Annotated in this window: 18 protein-coding genes; 10 read left to right on the forward strand and 8 right to left on the reverse strand. The window is 64.5% G+C overall.

Features of this window, described 5'->3' with window-relative positions:
* Positions 1-16: 16 nt before the first annotated feature.
* The 6 genes from RUH75_RS14485 to RUH75_RS14510 all read left to right on the forward strand — a co-directional run bounded on the left by RUH75_RS14485 (position 17) and on the right by RUH75_RS14510 (position 5414).
* Positions 17-1168 carry a LysR family transcriptional regulator gene (locus RUH75_RS14485; RefSeq protein WP_313807167.1) on the forward strand — a complete coding sequence of 384 codons (1152 nt, stop codon included), beginning with the start codon at positions 17-19 and terminating at the stop codon, positions 1166-1168.
* Positions 1169-1232: 64 nt separating this feature from the next.
* Positions 1233-2102, forward strand: a complete 870-nt coding sequence (locus tag RUH75_RS14490; RefSeq protein ID WP_313807199.1) for a DUF1932 domain-containing protein — start codon at positions 1233-1235, stop codon at positions 2100-2102.
* A gap of 52 nt (positions 2103-2154) precedes the next feature.
* Complete coding sequence (locus RUH75_RS14495; protein WP_313807169.1) at positions 2155-3177, forward strand: amidohydrolase family protein; 1023 nt, start codon at positions 2155-2157, stop codon at positions 3175-3177.
* A 26-nt stretch (positions 3178-3203) separates the two neighbouring features.
* Positions 3204-3608, forward strand: a complete 405-nt coding sequence (gene ligA / locus RUH75_RS14500) for a protocatechuate 4,5-dioxygenase subunit alpha (protein WP_313807171.1) — start codon at positions 3204-3206, stop codon at positions 3606-3608.
* Entirely contained in the window at positions 3608-4453 is an 846-nt protein-coding gene (locus RUH75_RS14505; protein WP_313807175.1) for a class III extradiol dioxygenase subunit beta, read from the forward strand. The genes ligA and RUH75_RS14505 overlap by 1 nt, the downstream gene beginning before the upstream one ends.
* A gap of 22 nt (positions 4454-4475) precedes the next feature.
* Complete coding sequence (locus RUH75_RS14510) at positions 4476-5414, forward strand: Gfo/Idh/MocA family oxidoreductase (protein WP_313807177.1); 939 nt, start codon at positions 4476-4478, stop codon at positions 5412-5414.
* 40 nt (positions 5415-5454) lie between these two features.
* Here RUH75_RS14510 and RUH75_RS14515 read toward each other — a convergent pair whose 3' ends face one another.
* From RUH75_RS14515 to RUH75_RS14535, 5 genes are all read right to left on the reverse strand, one after another.
* A complete protein-coding gene (locus RUH75_RS14515) occupies positions 5455-6018 on the reverse strand; it encodes a DUF4337 domain-containing protein (RefSeq protein WP_313807180.1) in 564 nt (187 codons plus the stop codon).
* 59 nt (positions 6019-6077) lie between these two features.
* Complete coding sequence (locus RUH75_RS14520) at positions 6078-7634, reverse strand: right-handed parallel beta-helix repeat-containing protein (RefSeq protein ID WP_313807182.1); 1557 nt, start codon at positions 7632-7634, stop codon at positions 6078-6080.
* Positions 7635-7714: 80 nt separating this feature from the next.
* A complete protein-coding gene (locus tag RUH75_RS14525) occupies positions 7715-9472 on the reverse strand; it encodes an ATP-binding protein (protein ID WP_313807184.1) in 1758 nt (585 codons plus the stop codon).
* Positions 9469-10113: a YfiR family protein gene (locus RUH75_RS14530; RefSeq protein WP_313807186.1), complete on the reverse strand. Its 645-nt coding sequence runs from the start codon at positions 10111-10113 to the stop codon at positions 9469-9471. The genes RUH75_RS14525 and RUH75_RS14530 overlap by 4 nt, the downstream gene beginning before the upstream one ends.
* Positions 10101-12014, reverse strand: a complete 1914-nt coding sequence (locus RUH75_RS14535; protein ID WP_313807188.1) for a TonB-dependent receptor plug domain-containing protein — start codon at positions 12012-12014, stop codon at positions 10101-10103. Before RUH75_RS14535 ends, RUH75_RS14530 begins: the two co-directional genes overlap by 13 nt.
* A 239-nt stretch (positions 12015-12253) precedes the next feature.
* Here RUH75_RS14535 and maiA point away from each other — a divergent pair, with 239 nt between their 5' ends.
* From maiA to RUH75_RS14555, 4 genes are all read left to right on the forward strand, one after another.
* Positions 12254-12889, forward strand: coding sequence for a maleylacetoacetate isomerase (gene maiA, locus RUH75_RS14540; protein ID WP_313807201.1), 636 nt, complete (start codon positions 12254-12256; stop codon positions 12887-12889).
* 63 nt (positions 12890-12952) lie between these two features.
* Positions 12953-14098 (forward strand): cupin domain-containing protein, encoded by a 1146-nt coding sequence (locus RUH75_RS14545; RefSeq protein ID WP_313807203.1) that lies wholly within the window; start codon positions 12953-12955, stop codon positions 14096-14098.
* Between the two features lie 41 nt (positions 14099-14139).
* On the forward strand, positions 14140-14688 hold the full coding sequence (locus RUH75_RS14550) for a pseudouridine synthase (RefSeq protein ID WP_313807205.1): 549 nt from the start codon (positions 14140-14142) through the stop codon (positions 14686-14688).
* A 194-nt stretch (positions 14689-14882) separates the two neighbouring features.
* Positions 14883-15767 (forward strand): XdhC family protein, encoded by an 885-nt coding sequence (locus RUH75_RS14555; protein ID WP_313807190.1) that lies wholly within the window; start codon positions 14883-14885, stop codon positions 15765-15767.
* A 58-nt stretch (positions 15768-15825) separates the two neighbouring features.
* Here the strand turns inward: RUH75_RS14555 and RUH75_RS14560 are convergent, their stop codons facing one another.
* The 3 genes from RUH75_RS14560 to RUH75_RS14570 form a co-directional block, all read right to left on the reverse strand.
* Positions 15826-16062: a hypothetical protein gene (locus RUH75_RS14560; protein ID WP_313807192.1), complete on the reverse strand. Its 237-nt coding sequence runs from the start codon at positions 16060-16062 to the stop codon at positions 15826-15828.
* Positions 16059-16256 (reverse strand): hypothetical protein, encoded by a 198-nt coding sequence (locus tag RUH75_RS14565; protein ID WP_313807194.1) that lies wholly within the window; start codon positions 16254-16256, stop codon positions 16059-16061. Before RUH75_RS14565 ends, RUH75_RS14560 begins: the two co-directional genes overlap by 4 nt.
* Before the next feature lie 48 nt (positions 16257-16304).
* On the reverse strand, positions 16305-16722 hold a 418-nt coding region (locus RUH75_RS14570), incomplete at its 5' end, for a helix-turn-helix domain-containing protein (RefSeq protein WP_313807196.1).

The raw sequence follows: 16722 nt of genomic DNA on the forward strand, positions 1-16722 counted from the left end.
TTGCTAATTATTGAACATGTCCCCTGATCAGTTCAATATCCGCCATCTCGCCGCCATGGCGGCCGTTATCGAGCAGGGCAGCGTTTCGCTCGCTGCCCGCGCGGTTCATCTGACGCAGCCGGCCGTCACCCAGGGCATCGCCAAGCTGGAGGCGCAGCTGGGCCTGCCCCTGTTCGAACGGCAGCCAGGCGGCATGGTCCCGACGGAGGCGGCGCTGGCGCTGGCGCCGCGCGTCCATGCCGCCCTGCGCCTGATCGGCAGCAGCCGGGTGACGGCCACGCAGATCCGCGCCTTCGTCGCTCTCGCGCGGGCGGGCAGCTATCCGGCGGCAGCGGCGGAGGCGGGAGTGACCGAACCCTCGCTACATCGGGCGGTGGGCGATCTGGGGCTGGCCATGGGCTACCGGCTGGCCGACCGTCGCGGCCGGGGGCTGGCGCTGACCCGGCAGGGCGCGGTGCTGGCGCGGCGGCTGCGGCTGGCGCTGGCGGAGCTGCGTTCGGGGCTGGAGGATATTGCCCATGTCAAGGGGCAGGAGAGCGGGCGGATCGTGGTCGGTGCCATGCCGTTGTCGCGCGCGCGCCTGCTGCCCGCCGTCATCGCCAGCTTTCGCGCCGATTTTCCGCAGGTCGACATCAGCGTCCATGAAGGTTCCCATGCCGAGTTGGTCGGCCCCTTGCGCGACGGGGAGGTCGACATGATGATCGGCGCGCTGCGCGATCCTTCCATCGGCCACGACCTGACGCAACAGCCCCTGTTCGAGAACCGGCCGATCATCATCGGCCGCGCCGGACATCCGCTGAACGGGGGGTGGACTGCCGACGACCTGCGCCGCTTCCCCTGGATATTGCCGCCCGAAGGCGCGCCGCTGCGCCAATTGTGGCGGCACATGTTCGAAGCGCTGGGCGGCGACCTGCCGTCCGTGCCGATCGAATGCGGGTCGGTGATGACGATCCGGCAATTGCTGTTGGGGGGGGATTATCTGACGCTGCTGTCGGTCGATCAGCTCGCGCTGGAACTGGATGTCGGGCTGGTGGTCGACATCGGCCCCGCGCCGGGATCGGTCAGCCGGACCATCGGCCTCACCACCCGCGCCGACTGGCGCCCGACCCGCATGCAAAACCGCTTCATGGACGTCATTGTGGCCGAGGCCGGGAAAATATATTCGTAAATTCTTATGGAAGGCGCGCGGATTCGATTGGCGCCCTTGCGGGGGATGGGCCATGCCCCTTCCCATGGAGCAGGAAGTCGGTCTGATCGGTTTTGGCGAGGCGGGGTCAACCTTCGCCGTGGCGGGCGAATGGGGTGCGCGGGCGCATGTCTTCGACCGCAAGACGGGCAATGGTCCAGACCGTGAGGCGATGCTGGCGTCCTACAAGGCCGCGCATGTGCTGGGCGCGCGTTTTCTGGACGATGCGCTGGCGAGCGTTGATCTCATCCTTTCGCTGGTGACGGCTGATCAGGCGCTGGCCGTGGCGGAGGCCGCTGCGGAATGCCTGCCCGCCGGGGCGATCTATTGCGACATGAACAGTGTCGCCCCTCAGACCAAGCAGGCGGCGGCGGGCGTCATCCAGGCGGCAGGCGGCCATTATGTCGATGTCGCGGTGATGGCGCCGGTCAATCCGGCGCGGCTGTCCGTGCCGCTGCTGTTGAGCGGGGGACAGGCGGAGGAGGCTGCGGCGCGTCTTGCGACGCTGGGTTTCGCGAAGACGCGGGTGGTCGGGGACGCCGTCGGCCGCGCTTCCTCGATCAAGATGATCCGGTCGGTCATGGTGAAGGGGATAGAGGCGCTGACCGTCGAATGCATCCTCGCCGCCGAGGCTGCCGGGGTGCGGGAGGAGGTGCTGGCCTCGCTCGACGCCAGCGAGAAGGTGAAGCCTTGGGAAGAGCGGGCCGACTATAATCTCGACCGGATGCTGGTTCATGGGCTGCGGCGCGCCGCCGAAATGGAAGAGGTGGTGAAGACGCTGGAAGGGCTGGGCACGGGCGCCGTCATGACGCGCGGCACGGTCGAGCGGCAGGGCGCCATCGGCACGCTGGGGGTCGGGACGCCGCCCGAGGGGTTGAGCGGGAAGATCGCAGCGGTGTTTGCGGGTTTGCAATGATCCGTCACGCCCGCTTCGCGGGAAGGACGAAGGGTTTCGGAGAAAAGAACGCATGAGCCTGATTATCGACTGCCATGGCCATTACACCGTGCTTCCCAAGGGGCATGACGACTGGCGCGAGCAGCAGAAGGCGGCCTTCAAGGCGGGCGTGGCTGCCCCACCCTATCCCGAGATTTCCGATGACGAGATTCGCGACACAATCGAATCCAATCAGCTGCGGCTCATCAGGGAACGCGGCGCGGACATCACCATCTTTTCGCCTCGCGCTTCGGCCATGGCGCCACATGTCGGCGATGCGGACGTCGCCAGATCATGGGCGACCCGCTGCAACGACCTGATCGCGCGCGTGGTCGGGCTCTACCCCGAAATCTTCACTGGCGTCTGCATGCTGCCGCAGTCGCCCGCCGCCGACATGACGAACAGCATCGCGGAGCTGGAACGCTGCGTGGCGATGGGCTTCATCGGCTGCAATCTCAATCCCGATCCGGGCGGCGGCCATTTCCAGCATCCGCCGCTGACCGACCGTTACTGGTATCCCTTCTACGAGAAGATGGTTGAGCTGGACGTCCCCGCGATGATCCACGTCTCGGGCAGCTGCAACCCGGCGATGCACGCCACCGGCGGCTATTATATCGCCGCCGACACCATCGCCTTCATGCAGCTGCTGGAGGGCGACCTGTTCGCGGATTTCCCGACGCTGCGCTTCATCATCCCGCATGGCGGCGGCGCGGTGCCCTATCATTGGGGGCGTTATCGCGGGCTGGCCGACATGTTGAAGAAGCCCAGCCTCGACACGCACCTCATGAACAACATCTTCTTCGACACCTGCGTCTATCACCAGCCGGGCGTCGATCTGCTGGCGGACGTGATCGACAACAGGAATATCCTGTTCGGGTCCGAAATGGTGGGCGCGGTGCGGGGGATCGACCCCACCACCGGTCATTATTTTGACGATACCAAGCGTTATGTCGACGCGCTGGACATCAGCGACGCGCAGCGCCACGCCATTTTCGAAGGCAATGCCCGCCGCGTCTTCCCGCGTCTCGATGCGCAGTTGAAGGCGCGGGGCCTGTAAGGCGGATGCCCGGATATGAGGATGCCATGAATCGCGATATTCACGAATATTTGGCCGAGTTCGATGATATTCCCGGCACCCGGGTCTATACGGCCAAGCGCGCGCGGCAGGGCTATTGGATGAACCAGTTCGCGATGAGCCTGATGAAGGCCGAGAATCGCGAGCGGTGGCAGGCCGGTGAACGCGCCTATATCGACGAATGGTCGATGACCGAGGAGCAGAAACAGGCGATCCTCGACCGCGATTACAACCGTTGCCTGGATCTGGGCGGCAATATCTATTTCCTGGCCAAGGTCTTTTCGACCGATGGCCTCAGCTTCCTCCAGGCCGTCGGCACCATGACCGGCATGAGCCCGGAGGATTATCAGGCGATGATGATCGCCGGGGGCCGTTCTCCGCAGGGCGTCCGTTCCATCAGGGAGAAACGTTGATGGCCCGCATCACCGCCGGCGTCGCGACCAGCCATGTGCCCGCCATCGGGGCCGCCATGGACCTTGGCAAGACCGCCGAGCCTTACTGGCGGCCCGTTTTCGAAGGCTATGACTGGTCGCGCCAGTGGATCGCCCAGGAAAAGCCCGATGTCGTGATCCTCGTTTACAACGATCATGCCTCGGCCTTCGACATGCGGATCATTCCAACCTTCGCCATCGGCTGTGCCGACCGCTACAAGCCCGCCGACGAAGGCTGGGGACCGCGCCCGGTGCCGGACGTGGAGGGGCATGCCGATCTGGCCTGGCATATCGCGCAGAGCCTGATCCTCGATGAGTTCGACATGACCATCATCAACGAGATGGATGTCGATCATGGCCTGACCGTGCCCCTGAGCCTGATGTTCGACCAGCCGGAACAATGGCCGTGCCAGGTGATTCCGCTGGCGGTGAACGTCGTCACTTACCCGCCGCCGTCCGGCAATCGCTGCTGGCTGCTGGGCGAGGCGATCGCGCGGGCGGTGGAAAGCTTCCCGGAGGATCTCAACGTCCAGGTCTGGGGCACCGGCGGGATGAGCCACCAGTTGCAGGGGCCGCGCGCCGGCCTCATCAATGCGGAGTGGGACAACCGCTTCCTCGACCTGATGAGCGAGGATGACGGCGAAGCGCTGCGCGCCATTTCGCATATCGAATATCTGCGGGAAACCGGGTCCGAAGGGATCGAGATGGTGATGTGGCTGATCATGCGCGGCGCGCTGGGCAAGGCGGTGAAGACGCTGCATCGCCACTACCACGTGCCTGCGTCGAACACCGCGGTCGGGCATCTGGTGCTCGAACCCGCCCGCTAACCGTTTTCAAGGAGAATCCCCCATGCGCATTGCCCTGGCCGGTGCCGGTGCTTTCGGTGAAAAGCATCTCGATGGCCTCAAGAATATCGACGGCGTGACCGTCACCTCGATCATCGGTCGCGAGCTGGAGCCGACCAAAGCGGTCGCCGCCAAATATGGCATCGGCCATGTCACCACCGACCTCGACGAAACGCTGGCCCGCGACGATGTCGATGTCGTGATCCTCTGCACGCCCACCCAGATGCACGCGGAACAGGCGATCGCCTGCATGAACGCAGGCAAGCATGTCGAGGTTGAAATCCCTCTCGCCGACAGCTGGGCCGACGCGCAGGCCGTGCTTGCGAAGCAGAAGGAAACCGGCCTCGTCTGCATGGTCGGCCACACCCGCCGTTTCAACCCGTCGCACCAATATGTGCACAATCTGATCGCGGCGGGCGAACTCAACGTCCAGCAGATGGACGTGCAGACCTATTTCTTCCGCCGCAGGAACATCAATGCGAAGGGCGAGCCGCGCAGCTGGACCGACCATCTGCTCTGGCACCATGCGGCCCACACCGTCGATCTCTTCGCCTATCAGGCAGGCAGGATCGTCGATGCGCACGCCATGCAGGGGCCGATCCATCCCGAACTCGGCATCGCCATGGACATGTCGATCCAGTTGAAGAGCGAAACCGGGGCGATCTGCACCCTGTCGCTGAGCTTCAACAATGACGGTCCGCTGGGCACCTTCTTCCGCTATATCGGCGACAGCGGCACCTATATCGCCCGTTACGACGATCTGGTGAACGGCAAGGAAGAAAAGATCGACGTCAGCCAGGTCGACGTGTCGATGAACGGCATTGAATTGCAGGACCGCGAATTCATCAGCGCCATTCGCGAAGGCCGCGACCCCAATTCAAGCGTCGCGAAGGTGTTCGACTGCTATCGGGTGCTGGGCGATCTGGAAAAGCAGCTCGGCTGATCCTGCAAGAGGAGGGCGGGCGGTCATGACGGCCCGCCTTTCATCCAAGGAAATTGCTCAGCAGGTCGGGGTGGAATCCCCATCCCGCAAAGCCGCAAATTCCCATGAACAGCCCGATCGCGCCAAAGGCCCAGCTCGCGAACAGCAGCCCCATGCTTTCGCAGAGCGCCGCGACCGCCGCCAGCGATATGGCGGTGGCGGTCAACGCGTCGCTCGCGTCGAACTGGTCGTCATGGACGTTGAGCGCGTCATAATCCTGTCGATACCGCCTGGCCTGCTGCTCCAGCACGGGTGCTTCCGCCTGATATTTGGCGACCTCTCCGTCGAGTTTCGCAAGCGCGGCCCCGGCCTTGCCCGTCGAAGGACCGTTTGCCATCGCGTCCAGCATCGTCCTTGCATCCTGCGCCAGATGCAGCTTGGTTCTGGTCGCCTGATACTGGCCCCATGCATCCACGGAATTGGACTGCGCCCGGTCCATCGCTTGCACGATATTGCCGTCCTTGATGGTGCACAACCCGGTGAAGACCGACAGGATGACGACGGTGATCGCCACCGTCCGGTTGATCCGCCTGTCCTTGGCCTCCGCGCTGACTTCAATTTCCATGACCGCTCCTCATGCACGCGCGAAAGACGATGCGGGGGGCGACTGCCGCAGTCGGCATGTCATCGCCTTTCGTTGAAGATGGAATTGCGGCGCGGCTGTTTCAGCGTGACGGGTGCTTGCAACTCCCGCTCCAGCATCGTCAGCATCCAGGCGCGATGGCGGACGAGGAATTCGGCGAAGCCGTCCGGCATGGCGGGATCGAACCTTGGCACGTCCCAGTCGGACGCGGTTTCCTGATATGGCATGTCGGGCCGGCCGATCCCGTCTTCGGGCCGGTCGACATGGCTGCCCCAATAGCTGTTGCGCCTGAACCGGATGGATGTGGCGGGGGAAAAACCGGCCCGGATCAGATAATCGGGGCCGTTGCGACCGCTCTCGCTGCCATAGCGCGCCGTGCCCGCCACTTTGAAGAAATTATCTGCGAAACGGACATTGCGCGCCCATCCCTGCCATTGGGTCGCCACGACCATCTGGACATCCATCGCCCGGCCGACATGGATGACGTTCTTCTCGATGCGGGCATCCGACACATTGCCCGACAGCTGGAAGATGCGGGTCCCGTCATTCCGGCTGACATTGAACCGGGCGACCGTGCCGCGATTGCCCAGATTGTCCTTGCCATCGCGCCGGGGCGAACAGATCAGCAGGAACCCGCCCGCATTGTCGTGGCTGTAATTGTAGAACAGGGCCGTCCGCCGCGAATTATAATCGGAATCAAAGCCCTGGCCGTCATAGCGGGTCCGCGTAAAGGCGGCCTCATTCAGCTGGATCAGGCTGTTGTCCGTGCTCCATTGCCAGATGCCCGCATTATAGCCCGGCGCGCGGCTGCCGGCGTAAAGGACGATATTATGCTCGATCAGCGCGCCGTCGGTGCCGCGCGGCACGATGCCGTCGCCGCCAATATCCTCCAGATAATTGTCGCGGATGACGACTTTCCTGCTGGGGAACCAGTCCGAATAGGACACCCGGTCGCTGATCCCGGCGATGCCCGACCGGTCGACGCGCCACACTATGTTCCGTTCGATCCTCAGGTCCTGAAAGCGGGTGGCCCGGATTTTTCCGGTGGCGCGGAACAGGATTCCGCCATTATCCTTGCGATCGTTGCTGCCGCGGACATCATGAACATAGATGTCGCTGATGCGGATTCCCCGCGTCACGCCGCGATTTTCGGCCTGCACCAACACGCCGATGCGCGGCGCGGGGGAGGGGGCGTCATTGGTGACTTCCAGCCCTTCCAGCTCGACATAATCCGCGTTGATGACCCCCACGGCATATTCGGAAACGCCGCCGGCATCGATGCGCGGTCGGGGTCCCGGGCCTGTCGCCCCGATCGTGATGGGCGATCCGACCTTGCCCGGCCGCGTGATCGTCAGCGGCTCCTTCCAGACCGATCCTGCCGCCAGCAGCACCCGGTCACCGGGTTGAAGCGACAGGTCGTTCAGGCGCGCGAGCGACCGCCAGGGCCGATCGGCGCCCGTTCCGCTGAAGCCGTCGTCGCCAAGACGGGAATCGACATAATAGGTTTCGGCATGGGCCGTCGCGATCAGGCCCGATGCGACGGGAACCGGCGAAAAGAGCAATGCTGGAAGAATGAACGCCCGGCGTGGCTTCAGCACGTTACGATCCTTCGGCGCGACATGGTCGGTATCACGCTATTCCTCTCCACCGGCAATGTTAAGGCCTGTCGCGCGGAAATTCAGCGCAGCGCCGGACGGTGATCGCGCCTGCCTCGCCTTTCGTCCAGCGCCAGCGCGATCTGGACGGACAGGTCCTGGATGGAAAAGGGCTTGGACAAAAGGCGAAGATTTTCCTTCGCCGCCGAAGCGGCCGCCGTGCTGTAGCCTGTCATCAACATGATGGGCAGGCTGGGCCAATATTCTCCGACAAGCCGGGCGAGGTCGATGCCGCTCCGCTCCCCGGGCATGACCATGTCCGACAGCACCAGGGAAAAATCGGCTGATCGCTCCAGCCTGCTCAGCGCGGCATCGCCGTTCATCGCTCGCTCGATCTCATAGCCCAGCGCATCCAGCATGCCGCCCACCGTATCGGCCACGGTGTCGTCATCTTCGACCAGCAGGATGCGCTGCTTGCCGGATGCGGCTATGGCGTCGATCTGGGCATCCTTTCCCTCCGGCGAAAGCAGGGATCGCGGCAGCAGCAGGGTGATGGCGGTCCCTTTGCCGGGAAGGCTGTCGACATGCACCTCTCCGCCGGAGGCGCGCGCGAAGCCATAGACCTGACTTAGGCCCAGGCCCGTCCCCTGACCCACCGCCTTGGTGGTGTAGAAGGGCTCGAATATTTTCGACACCAGCTCGGGCGCGATGCCGCTTCCCGTATCGGCTATGGCCAGATGCACCCGGTTGCCGCTGCCGCCGTCGCCGATGACATTGGATGCCTCCAGCGTGATGATGCCTCCTTTGGGCATGGCGTCCCGCGCATTGAGTGCGATGTTGAGGATCGCGACTTCCAGTTCCGACGCATCCACCTCCACCGGCCAGAGATCGCCCGGCAGATGCATGGCCACGGTGATGCCCTCGCCCAGCGAGCGTTCCAGCAGGGCATCCATGCCGCGAATGCGTTCGCGCAGGTCGATGACTTCGGGCTTGAGCGGCGTACGGCGGGAAAAGGCCAGTAATTGCCGGGTCAGCTTGGCCCCGCGATCGACCGCCTGACGTATTCCTGCCTTCAATTGCTCCAGCTTTGCTGGATCGTCCGTCCGCTCCATGAGGTCGAGGCCGCCCGACGCGATCATCAGCAGGTTGTTGAAATCATGCGCGACGCCGCCGGTCAACTGGCCCATCGCCTCCATTTTCTGGGACTGGCGCAGCGCCTCTTCGGCCTGCTGCCGCCCGGTGATTTCGGCCTGAAGCGTCTGGTGCGCGCTCCGCAGCGTGGAATAGGAAGCGGCAAGGACGACGATCAGCAGCGATGCCAGGATCACGATCGCCGCGATGCCGATATAGCGCGCCGCGCGCCGGGACCAGCTGTCGAGCGTGGATTGCAGGTAGACGCTGCCCAGGCGGGTATCGCCCTGCATCACCGGCACCGTGACGATCAGGCTGTTTCCCGAAATCCCCGACTGCCTTGCCTGGTCGCGCGGGGGTACCCGGGCGGGGGGGAGGGCATATCCGGCGACGAAGCTGCCGTCGCCGTCATAGGCGGCTGCGGCTGTGATCTGCGGATCGGCGCGCAGGGCATTCAGATATTCACGCACCGCCACGTCATCGTCGAACGCCAGCGCAGCGGCGATGCCGCTTGCCAGCGTTTGCGCCTGGGTGGTGGTCTGCCGCAACTTTTCCGTCTGGCCGATCCCTTCAAGCTGCAAGGTGAACGCAAGACCGGCGCCCAGCAGGAGGATGGCGATGATCACCGCCATGAGCGGCGTCGCCATCAGCGCGACGATCCCCCCGGCGCGCATCCGGTTCGGGGCATGTGCTTGCAAAGGGTCGGTCATTTTCTGTCCACCGAAAAGGCAAGGCCAAGCAATTTGGAACTGATCCGGAGGCCGCTGGCGCGGGCCGCCGCATCGTCGATCTGAAAGCGTACGCGTCCGCCCTGCATGACGAACTGGATCATGGCGCCTGATGGACCGCCGCTCTTGTCCGACACCGTCAGCACCGGCTGACCTGACAGGGACGCGAAGGGCGCATAGTCGGCTTCTGCCGACTGCCCCGCGAACAAAATGTGGCAGGCGGCCGGATTGGCCAGGGCGCCGGTCCCCGGAGCAGGGCGTCGCACCGTTATCGGCCTGCCAGCCATTTTCTGGGCCCGCACCACATCGTCCAGAACGCCGCCAAAGGGGTCCTGACCCGCCACGCAGATCACGAAATTCCTGTCCGCGACGGTGAAGGCCGATGTCGGCCATTCCACGAACGGGGCGAATTTGAAGAGGAAGCTTGCCTTGACCGCCTGTTCCAGCGAGGCGGAGGGATTGGCGGCGCTGCTCGAGCTCGCGGGAAAAAGCACCGCAAGCACCATGCACAGACGGCCCATGCCCCTGAACCAGCCCCTGAACCAGCCCCTGAACCAGCGCCCGAACCGGCTCCCGGACCAGTGCTCGGGGGGGTGGAGCCAGAGAAGGCTCAGATGGTCCATTTCAGGGCCACGAACACGCTGCGCCTTATCGGATTGGCTTGCGAGGCCGGCAGTTCCCGATGGCTGTCGTGCAGAAGGTTGAAACCGGAAACCGACAACTCTCCCCGATCATCGAACTGCCAGCCGATGCGCGCGCCCAGCTCGACATAGCCGGGGACATGGGGATCGGGCAGCGCGCTCACATAACGCAGGTCCGCATCGACATTGATGTTCCGCCCGATGTCCATCGACGAACGCAACGTGGCGCGATGGCGGGGATCGTTGCCGACCTGGGAAATGCCCAGCAATGGCGTGGAGCCCTGCGTGAAGCGGAATTTCTGGATGAGGAGGCTGTAGCCGGGCTTCAGCCGCCACCAATCGGCCAGCCTGATGTCGGCCCAGGCGTCCAGGCCGTAGCTGTCCCCCTTAATGCCATTGCCCCAGCGTAAGGGCAGGAAAGTGCCGGGCGCGGGTTCGACCGTGCGCAGGTCGTCATAGAGATTATAAAAAGCGGACAGCGACAGCGAGGCGCGCGGAGAGGGCATCATGCGGGTGCCAAGCTCGAAGGCCGTCAGCTTTTCCGACCGGAAACTGGAAAGGGCGGTGAGGAAGACCGTCTGTCCGATCGATTCCACGACGTCGCGGTCGAACGGCGTGGGGGATCGCACGGCGCGCGATACGGCGCCCCAGACCAGGGCGGATGCGCCCGGCTTCCAGGAAAGTCGCGCGCTCGGAAGCACGGTCAGCCCGCTATAGGTGCGTTTCTCCAGCTTGACGCCGAACGTCCCGGTCAGGGTGGGGGTGAATGCGATGCTGTCCTGCGCGAACAGATTGCCAAGGAACAGGGAGCGCCGGTCGGGCACGAACAGCAGGCCCGGAATATTCTCTATCTCATAGCGGCTGACGCGCGCGCCGCCGCCCAGCACGATGCTGTGCCCGCCGCCGGGCAAGAGGGAATATTGCGCCTCGACGTCAAGGCTGTCGATGGCGAAGCGCCCGCCATCATCGTCGATCTCGCGCGCGGTATGATCATAATAGGTCTGCAACTGGACTGTCGCGCCGGAGGCGGCGGTGCGCCGCCAGCGCGCGAGCATGTCATAGCCATAATATTTCTCGTCCGGGGAAGCGCCCTGGGATAGCGAGCCATAATGCGCATCGCCCTGCACCATGACGGCGTCCCGGAACGACGCGTTCCAGTCGACGCGGAAGCCGATCTGCGTGCGGCGGCTGCCATCGTCCAGTCCTTCGGCGCTTTCGAAATTTTCATGGCGCTTGGCGAACAGGCGATAGTTCACCGTTCCGCTGGCCTGCCCGCCATAGCGCAGGCCCAGATCATAGGTCCGGTTGCCGCCAACGGCCGTCAGGTAAAGCCCCTGGGAAGCGCCCGCATCCCGCGTGATGATGTTGATGACGCCGTTGACGGCATTGGAACCCCACAGGGTCGCGCCGGGGCCGGAGATGACCTCTATGCGTTCGACATCCTCGGGCAGCACATCCTGCATGTCCCAATAGACGCCCGAAAAAAGCGGCGAATAGACGCTGCGGCCGTCGATCAGGACAAGCAGCTTGTTCGAGAAATTCTGCGCATCGTCATTGCCGCTCAGGCCGCGCGCGGTGATGACGGTTTCGTTCGGGCCGCCCCGCATGACCTGAAGATTGGGCGCAAGCCGCAATATGCCTGCCAGGGTCAGCGTGCCCGACCGGACAATGTCGTCATGCGTGATGACATAGATGGATGCCGGCGCTTCCGCCAGGGAGGATGTGGTGCGGGTGACGGACGTGACGTCGATCTTCGAAAGCGCCGAGATCGGCATGTCGCGCAGTTCGTCGATGCTCTGCGCCTTCCCTTGCGCGGGATGAAGCAGCAGCAACCCGGCGGCCGCCCACAAGACATTGCAAATGGCCGGCGCTGCTGATCGCATCTTCATCCCCCCTGTGCCCGCGACATATATCGCGCGCAGCAATCGTTACGCAACTGCGCGGAAAAAGTTCCGCGACGGCGGAGGGCGGGAAAACAGACCTTCACTCGCGCGATATTTTCGTCATAGCTTCATGGCACGACTGCGGCTGCCCGGACATGGCGACCTTGTCCTGCCCGGTCATCCGGGCAAGGCGGCGCAGAGGAAAGTGCATATCCCAGGGAGTTGAATGCGTGGCGTCCATGACCAAGCCGGTTCTGCATGGCTATTTCCGTTCAACCGCATCCTATCGGGTGCGGATCGTGCTCAATCTGAAGGGCGTGGCTTATGCCGACGCCTTCCACCATCTGCGCAAGGGGGAGCAGCGGGCGCCGGCCTATCTGGCGTTGAACCCGCAGGGCTTGCTGCCCGCGCTGGAGATTGATGGGGCCGTGCTGACGCAGAGCCTCGCCATCTGCGAATATCTGGACGAGACGGTGGCGGGGCGTAAGCTGCTGCCCGGCGATCCGGTTCGCCGCGCCAGGGTGCGGGCGGCAGCGCAGCTCATCGCTTGCGACATCCACCCGGTCCAGAACCTCAAGGTCCTCGACCGGCTGCGCGGCCTGGGCCTGGACGAGCGGCAGGTGACGGGCTGGGCCGCCCAGGTCATCGATGAGGGGCTGGACGCCTTCGACCGGCTGATCGCCGGTGAACAGGGGCCGTTCTGTTTTGGCGATCGGGTGACGCTGGCGGATATCTGCCTGGTGGCGCAGCTGGTGAATGCGCGGCGTTTCGGCGTGGAGTTGCGTTGGCCGCGTCTGCTGGAGGTGGAGCAGGCCTGCATGGCGCTCGACGCGTTCAGCAAGGCGGCGCCGCAGAACCAGCCGGACGCGGAATGACAAGGACGGGAGAAAGCCGCCTTTGACTCCGGCATCCAATGGCGGCAATGCATGCAAGACATGATGCAGATTGACGATTTCGACGGCTTTCTCCGCGACTATTGGCAAAAGCGGCCGGTGCTGATCAGGAATCCCTGGGGAAACTGGGTCAACCCGCTCAGCCCCGATGAACTGGCGGGCCTTGCGTGCGAGGACGGTGTCGAATCGCGCCTGATCGAACAGGCGCGCGATGGCTGGGGCCTGGCCCATGGCCCGTTCGACGCGACCCGCTATGAACGGCTTGGCAAGCAGCCATGGACCTTGCTCGTCCAGGCCGTGGATCACCATGTGCCGGAAGTGGCCGCGCTGATCGAGCGGTTCCGTTTCATTCCGAATTGGCGCATCGACGATGTGATGGTCAGCTATGCCGCGGATCAGGGCGGCGTGGGGCCGCATTTCGATCAATATGACGTGTTCCTGCTTCAGGGACTGGGCAGGCGCCGCTGGCGGGTCGGCGCCCGCTGCGACCAGTCCACCCCGTTGCGGCCGCATGATGATCTGCGCTTGCTGGCGCAGTTCGAGCCGACGGGCGAATGGGTGCTTGAACCGGGCGATATCCTGTATGTGCCGCCCGGTTTCCCTCATGACGGCGTCGCGATCGGCGACGATTGCATGACCTATTCGATCGGCTTTCGCGCGCCGTCGCGAAGCGAGCTGATCGCGGACTGGTGCGATCATCTTGTCGAAGGGATGCAGGATGACGATCGTTACGGCGATCCGGATTTGCAGGCGCAGGACAATCCCGGGGAAATCTCCGCCCCGGCGCTGGCGCGGCTGCATGCGATGATCATGGAGAAAATGCAGGATCGCGACGCCTTCGCCCGCTGGTTCGGCGAATATAACAGCACCCGCAAATATCCGGATATCGACTGGCAGCCCGACGAACCGATCGACAGCGCCGGGCTTGCGGATTTGCTGGCGGCCGCCATCCCGCTGCGCCGCAATCCGGCAAGCCGCTTTTCCTTCATCCGGCAGAGCGATGGGTCGGTCCTGTTGTTCGTCGACGGCCAGAGTTTCGCATGTTCCGGCGAAACCGCGCTTCTGGCGGAACAGATATGCGCTGCGGGGCATGTGCGACTGGCGCCTGCCCTCATCCGTTCGGCGGCAGCGTCGGGGTTGCTGGCGACGCTGGTCAATCAGGGCAGCGTGGCTTTCGAACAGGAGGATTGAGTGCGCAACGCGCTGATGAGGGGGCAGGGGAAGACATCGCCATGCCGCGGCTGATCCTGTTCAACAAGCCTTATGGCGTGATCACGCAATTCACGGATGCGCGTTCTCCGACGGTTCGCCCGACCCTGTCCGATTTCATCGATGTGCCGCGCGTCTATCCCGCTGGCCGGCTGGACCTCGACAGTGAGGGGCTGGTTGTCCTGACCGATGACGGCAGGATGCAGGCCCGCATAGCCGATCCGAAATTCAAGATGCCCAAAACCTATCTCGTCCAGGTCGAAGGCGATCCGCAGCAGGCCGCGATGGACCGGTTGCGACGTGGCGTCCGTCTGAAAGACGGCATGACCTTGCCCGCTGAAGCGGAACGCATCGCGGCCCCATCGCTCTGGCCCCGCGATCCCCCCGTGCGCTTTCGAAAGACCGTCCCCGATTGCTGGGTCCGGCTTACGATCCGGGAAGGGCGCAACAGACAGGTCCGCAGGATGACCGCGGCAATCGGTCATCCGACGCTTCGGCTGGTGCGGTGGAGCATCGGGGACTGGACGATAGAGGGCGTCCGGCCCGGAGAATGCCGGGAAATCCCTCTATGAACGCCTTGTGAGATCATCGCACTGTCGGTCACCGCGCGTCACGGACCTGTGTACTTGTCAGCTTGTTCACGGTAGACGCCATGAACCAAGCGACTGTTGAATTCGAGCGGCTATGGGCGGCACCCGGTCGAGCGCAATCCCTCTCGGAATTGATGCCCGGTATCCGGCGGAACGCCTGATGGAATGGGGTGTCAATGAACCAGGATGGGATCGAAATCGCGGCAGCCGCCGATCTCGACCAGGCGGCCTTGCGCTTCGCGGCGGAGCGGGATGCCACCCTATGCACCATAGTCGGCATTGAGGGTTCCTTCTCCCGCCGGCTTGGGGCGCAACTTGCTGTTTCCGCGGACGGCCGGACCGTGATCGGCTGCATCGCCGATGGCTGTCTGGAAAAGGAACTGGCAGCGCAGGCCGCCCATGCGCGGGCGATGGGCGCGCCAAGGCTGCTGCGCTACGGCAAGGGATCGTCCATTGTCGACTTCAGGCTGCCTTGCGGATCGGGGCTGGATATTCTGGTGGACCCCTTTCCCGATCGCGCGGCGCTGGCTGGCGCGGTCCGCGCCCTCGATCGCAGGCAGGCCGTCACCTTGCCGCTTGCGCCGGCCGGTGCCGCTCTGCTGCCCGGGCGGCGCTTCATTCCATCCCTGCGCCTGATGATCTTGGGCGCGGGAAGCGAAGCATATGAATTGGCGCGGGTCGCCAAAGCCTATGGCACGGATGTGGAACTTGTCGGGCCGGGCGATGGCCTGGCGCTGGGGCGCAGGCCTGAAGGGCTGTCGGTCGACCCCTGGACGGCGATCGCCATCCTGTTCCACGATCATGAATGGGAAGCCGCCTTGCTGGAATGGGCGCTGGACACGCCCGCCTTCTATATCGGCGCGCAAGGCGGGCAATCGACGCGGGAACGGCGCAGGGCGTCGCTTGAGGCTTCCGGCCATGGCGAAGAAGCCGTTGCCCGCGTGCGGAGCCCGATCGGGCTGGTCCCGCATGCCAGGGACGCCCGCACCCTGGCCCTGTCGGTGCTGGCCGAAGTCGTTGCCTTCCATGAAGAAGGGCGGGACCGCGCCGGAATCGGGTGACCCACTATGGCAGGATCATCGGTCGGGCAGATGGTCGCATGAGCCGCGGATCGCCCATTCAGGCGACAGTAGAGGAGAGCAGCGGATAGCACATGCGCAAATCGTCCAGCATCGATTCAATCGCCGCGATTTCCTGAAAGGTTCCGTTCGGATTGGCGGTCCAGTTGCAATGCGGATGGGTTTCACGGGCATATAGCCGGATCGGCCCCACTACCTTGCGCCAGTGGTGCTTGCTCCGTCCATGATCGCGCACCAGCCGCGCCACGATCAGGTCGATAAGCTTGTCGGTCGTCATTCTTTTTCCTTGTCCCCGGATGACCACTGGCCCGGCAGATCCAGATAGGCCTCCAGTTCCCGCCAGTGCCGGTCCCATCCGGGCCCGCGCCGTTCCTCCGGCACATGGGCTTCGACCATCCGCCGCGCCCGTGTCACCACATTGTCGGCGGGCGCGCGCAAACGGTCGAGAATGTCCCTGATCCCGTCCGTCATGATGCGCGCCGTGCCATGGTCCGCTGATAGGCACGCGCCGTGGCGGTTTCAACTTTCATTGGCTGTCCGATAGCCGCGCGGCGGTTGTCCCACATGCCGGGAGAAGAAGCGCGAGAAATAGGCCGGGTCCTCAAATCCCACCGCATAGGCCACCTCCGTCACCGAAAGGTTGGAATAAAGCAGCAGGCGCCGTGCTTCCAGCAAGGCCCGCTCGTCCAGCATCGCGGCGGGCGACGTCCCCGCCACCTGCGCGCAGGCCTGCCGCAGGGCCGTCAGGCTCACCCCCAGCGCCCGCGCATGGTCGCCCACCGGCTCGCGCTGGCGGAAGCGCTGCTCGATCCGCTCGCGCAGCCGCGCGACCAGCGCCGCCTGCCGCGCGCTGCCGCCATGGCTCTGCGGGGCCAGCGCGCCGTGGCGCAGCGCCAGCACCATCACCGACAGCAAGGCCGCTTCCACCGCCGCGCGC

The organism is Sphingobium sp. (assembly GCF_032153725.1).
Lineage (GTDB): Bacteria > Pseudomonadota > Alphaproteobacteria > Sphingomonadales > Sphingomonadaceae > Sphingobium.

Excerpts from the sequence above, each read along its gene's own strand:
- RUH75_RS14485 (WP_313807167.1), top strand. The coding sequence starts at position 17 with ATGTCCCCTGATCAGTTCAATATCCGCCATCTCGCCGCCATGGCGGCC.
- RUH75_RS14490 (WP_313807199.1), top strand. The coding sequence starts at position 1,233 with ATGGAGCAGGAAGTCGGTCTGATCGGTTTTGGCGAGGCGGGGTCAACC.
- RUH75_RS14495 (WP_313807169.1), top strand. The coding sequence starts at position 2,155 with ATGAGCCTGATTATCGACTGCCATGGCCATTACACCGTGCTTCCCAAG.
- ligA (WP_313807171.1), top strand. The coding sequence starts at position 3,204 with ATGAATCGCGATATTCACGAATATTTGGCCGAGTTCGATGATATTCCC.
- RUH75_RS14505 (WP_313807175.1), top strand. The coding sequence starts at position 3,608 with ATGGCCCGCATCACCGCCGGCGTCGCGACCAGCCATGTGCCCGCCATC.
- RUH75_RS14510 (WP_313807177.1), top strand. The coding sequence starts at position 4,476 with ATGCGCATTGCCCTGGCCGGTGCCGGTGCTTTCGGTGAAAAGCATCTC.
- RUH75_RS14515 (WP_313807180.1), bottom strand. The coding sequence starts at position 6,018 with ATGGAAATTGAAGTCAGCGCGGAGGCCAAGGACAGGCGGATCAACCGG.
- RUH75_RS14525 (WP_313807184.1), bottom strand. The coding sequence starts at position 9,472 with ATGACCGACCCTTTGCAAGCACATGCCCCGAACCGGATGCGCGCCGGG.
- RUH75_RS14530 (WP_313807186.1), bottom strand. The coding sequence starts at position 10,113 with ATGGACCATCTGAGCCTTCTCTGGCTCCACCCCCCCGAGCACTGGTCC.
- RUH75_RS14535 (WP_313807188.1), bottom strand. The coding sequence starts at position 12,014 with ATGCGATCAGCAGCGCCGGCCATTTGCAATGTCTTGTGGGCGGCCGCC.
- maiA (WP_313807201.1), top strand. The coding sequence starts at position 12,254 with ATGACCAAGCCGGTTCTGCATGGCTATTTCCGTTCAACCGCATCCTAT.
- RUH75_RS14545 (WP_313807203.1), top strand. The coding sequence starts at position 12,953 with ATGCAGATTGACGATTTCGACGGCTTTCTCCGCGACTATTGGCAAAAG.
- RUH75_RS14550 (WP_313807205.1), top strand. The coding sequence starts at position 14,140 with ATGCCGCGGCTGATCCTGTTCAACAAGCCTTATGGCGTGATCACGCAA.
- RUH75_RS14555 (WP_313807190.1), top strand. The coding sequence starts at position 14,883 with ATGAACCAGGATGGGATCGAAATCGCGGCAGCCGCCGATCTCGACCAG.
- RUH75_RS14560 (WP_313807192.1), bottom strand. The coding sequence starts at position 16,062 with ATGACGACCGACAAGCTTATCGACCTGATCGTGGCGCGGCTGGTGCGC.
- RUH75_RS14565 (WP_313807194.1), bottom strand. The coding sequence starts at position 16,256 with ATGACGGACGGGATCAGGGACATTCTCGACCGTTTGCGCGCGCCCGCC.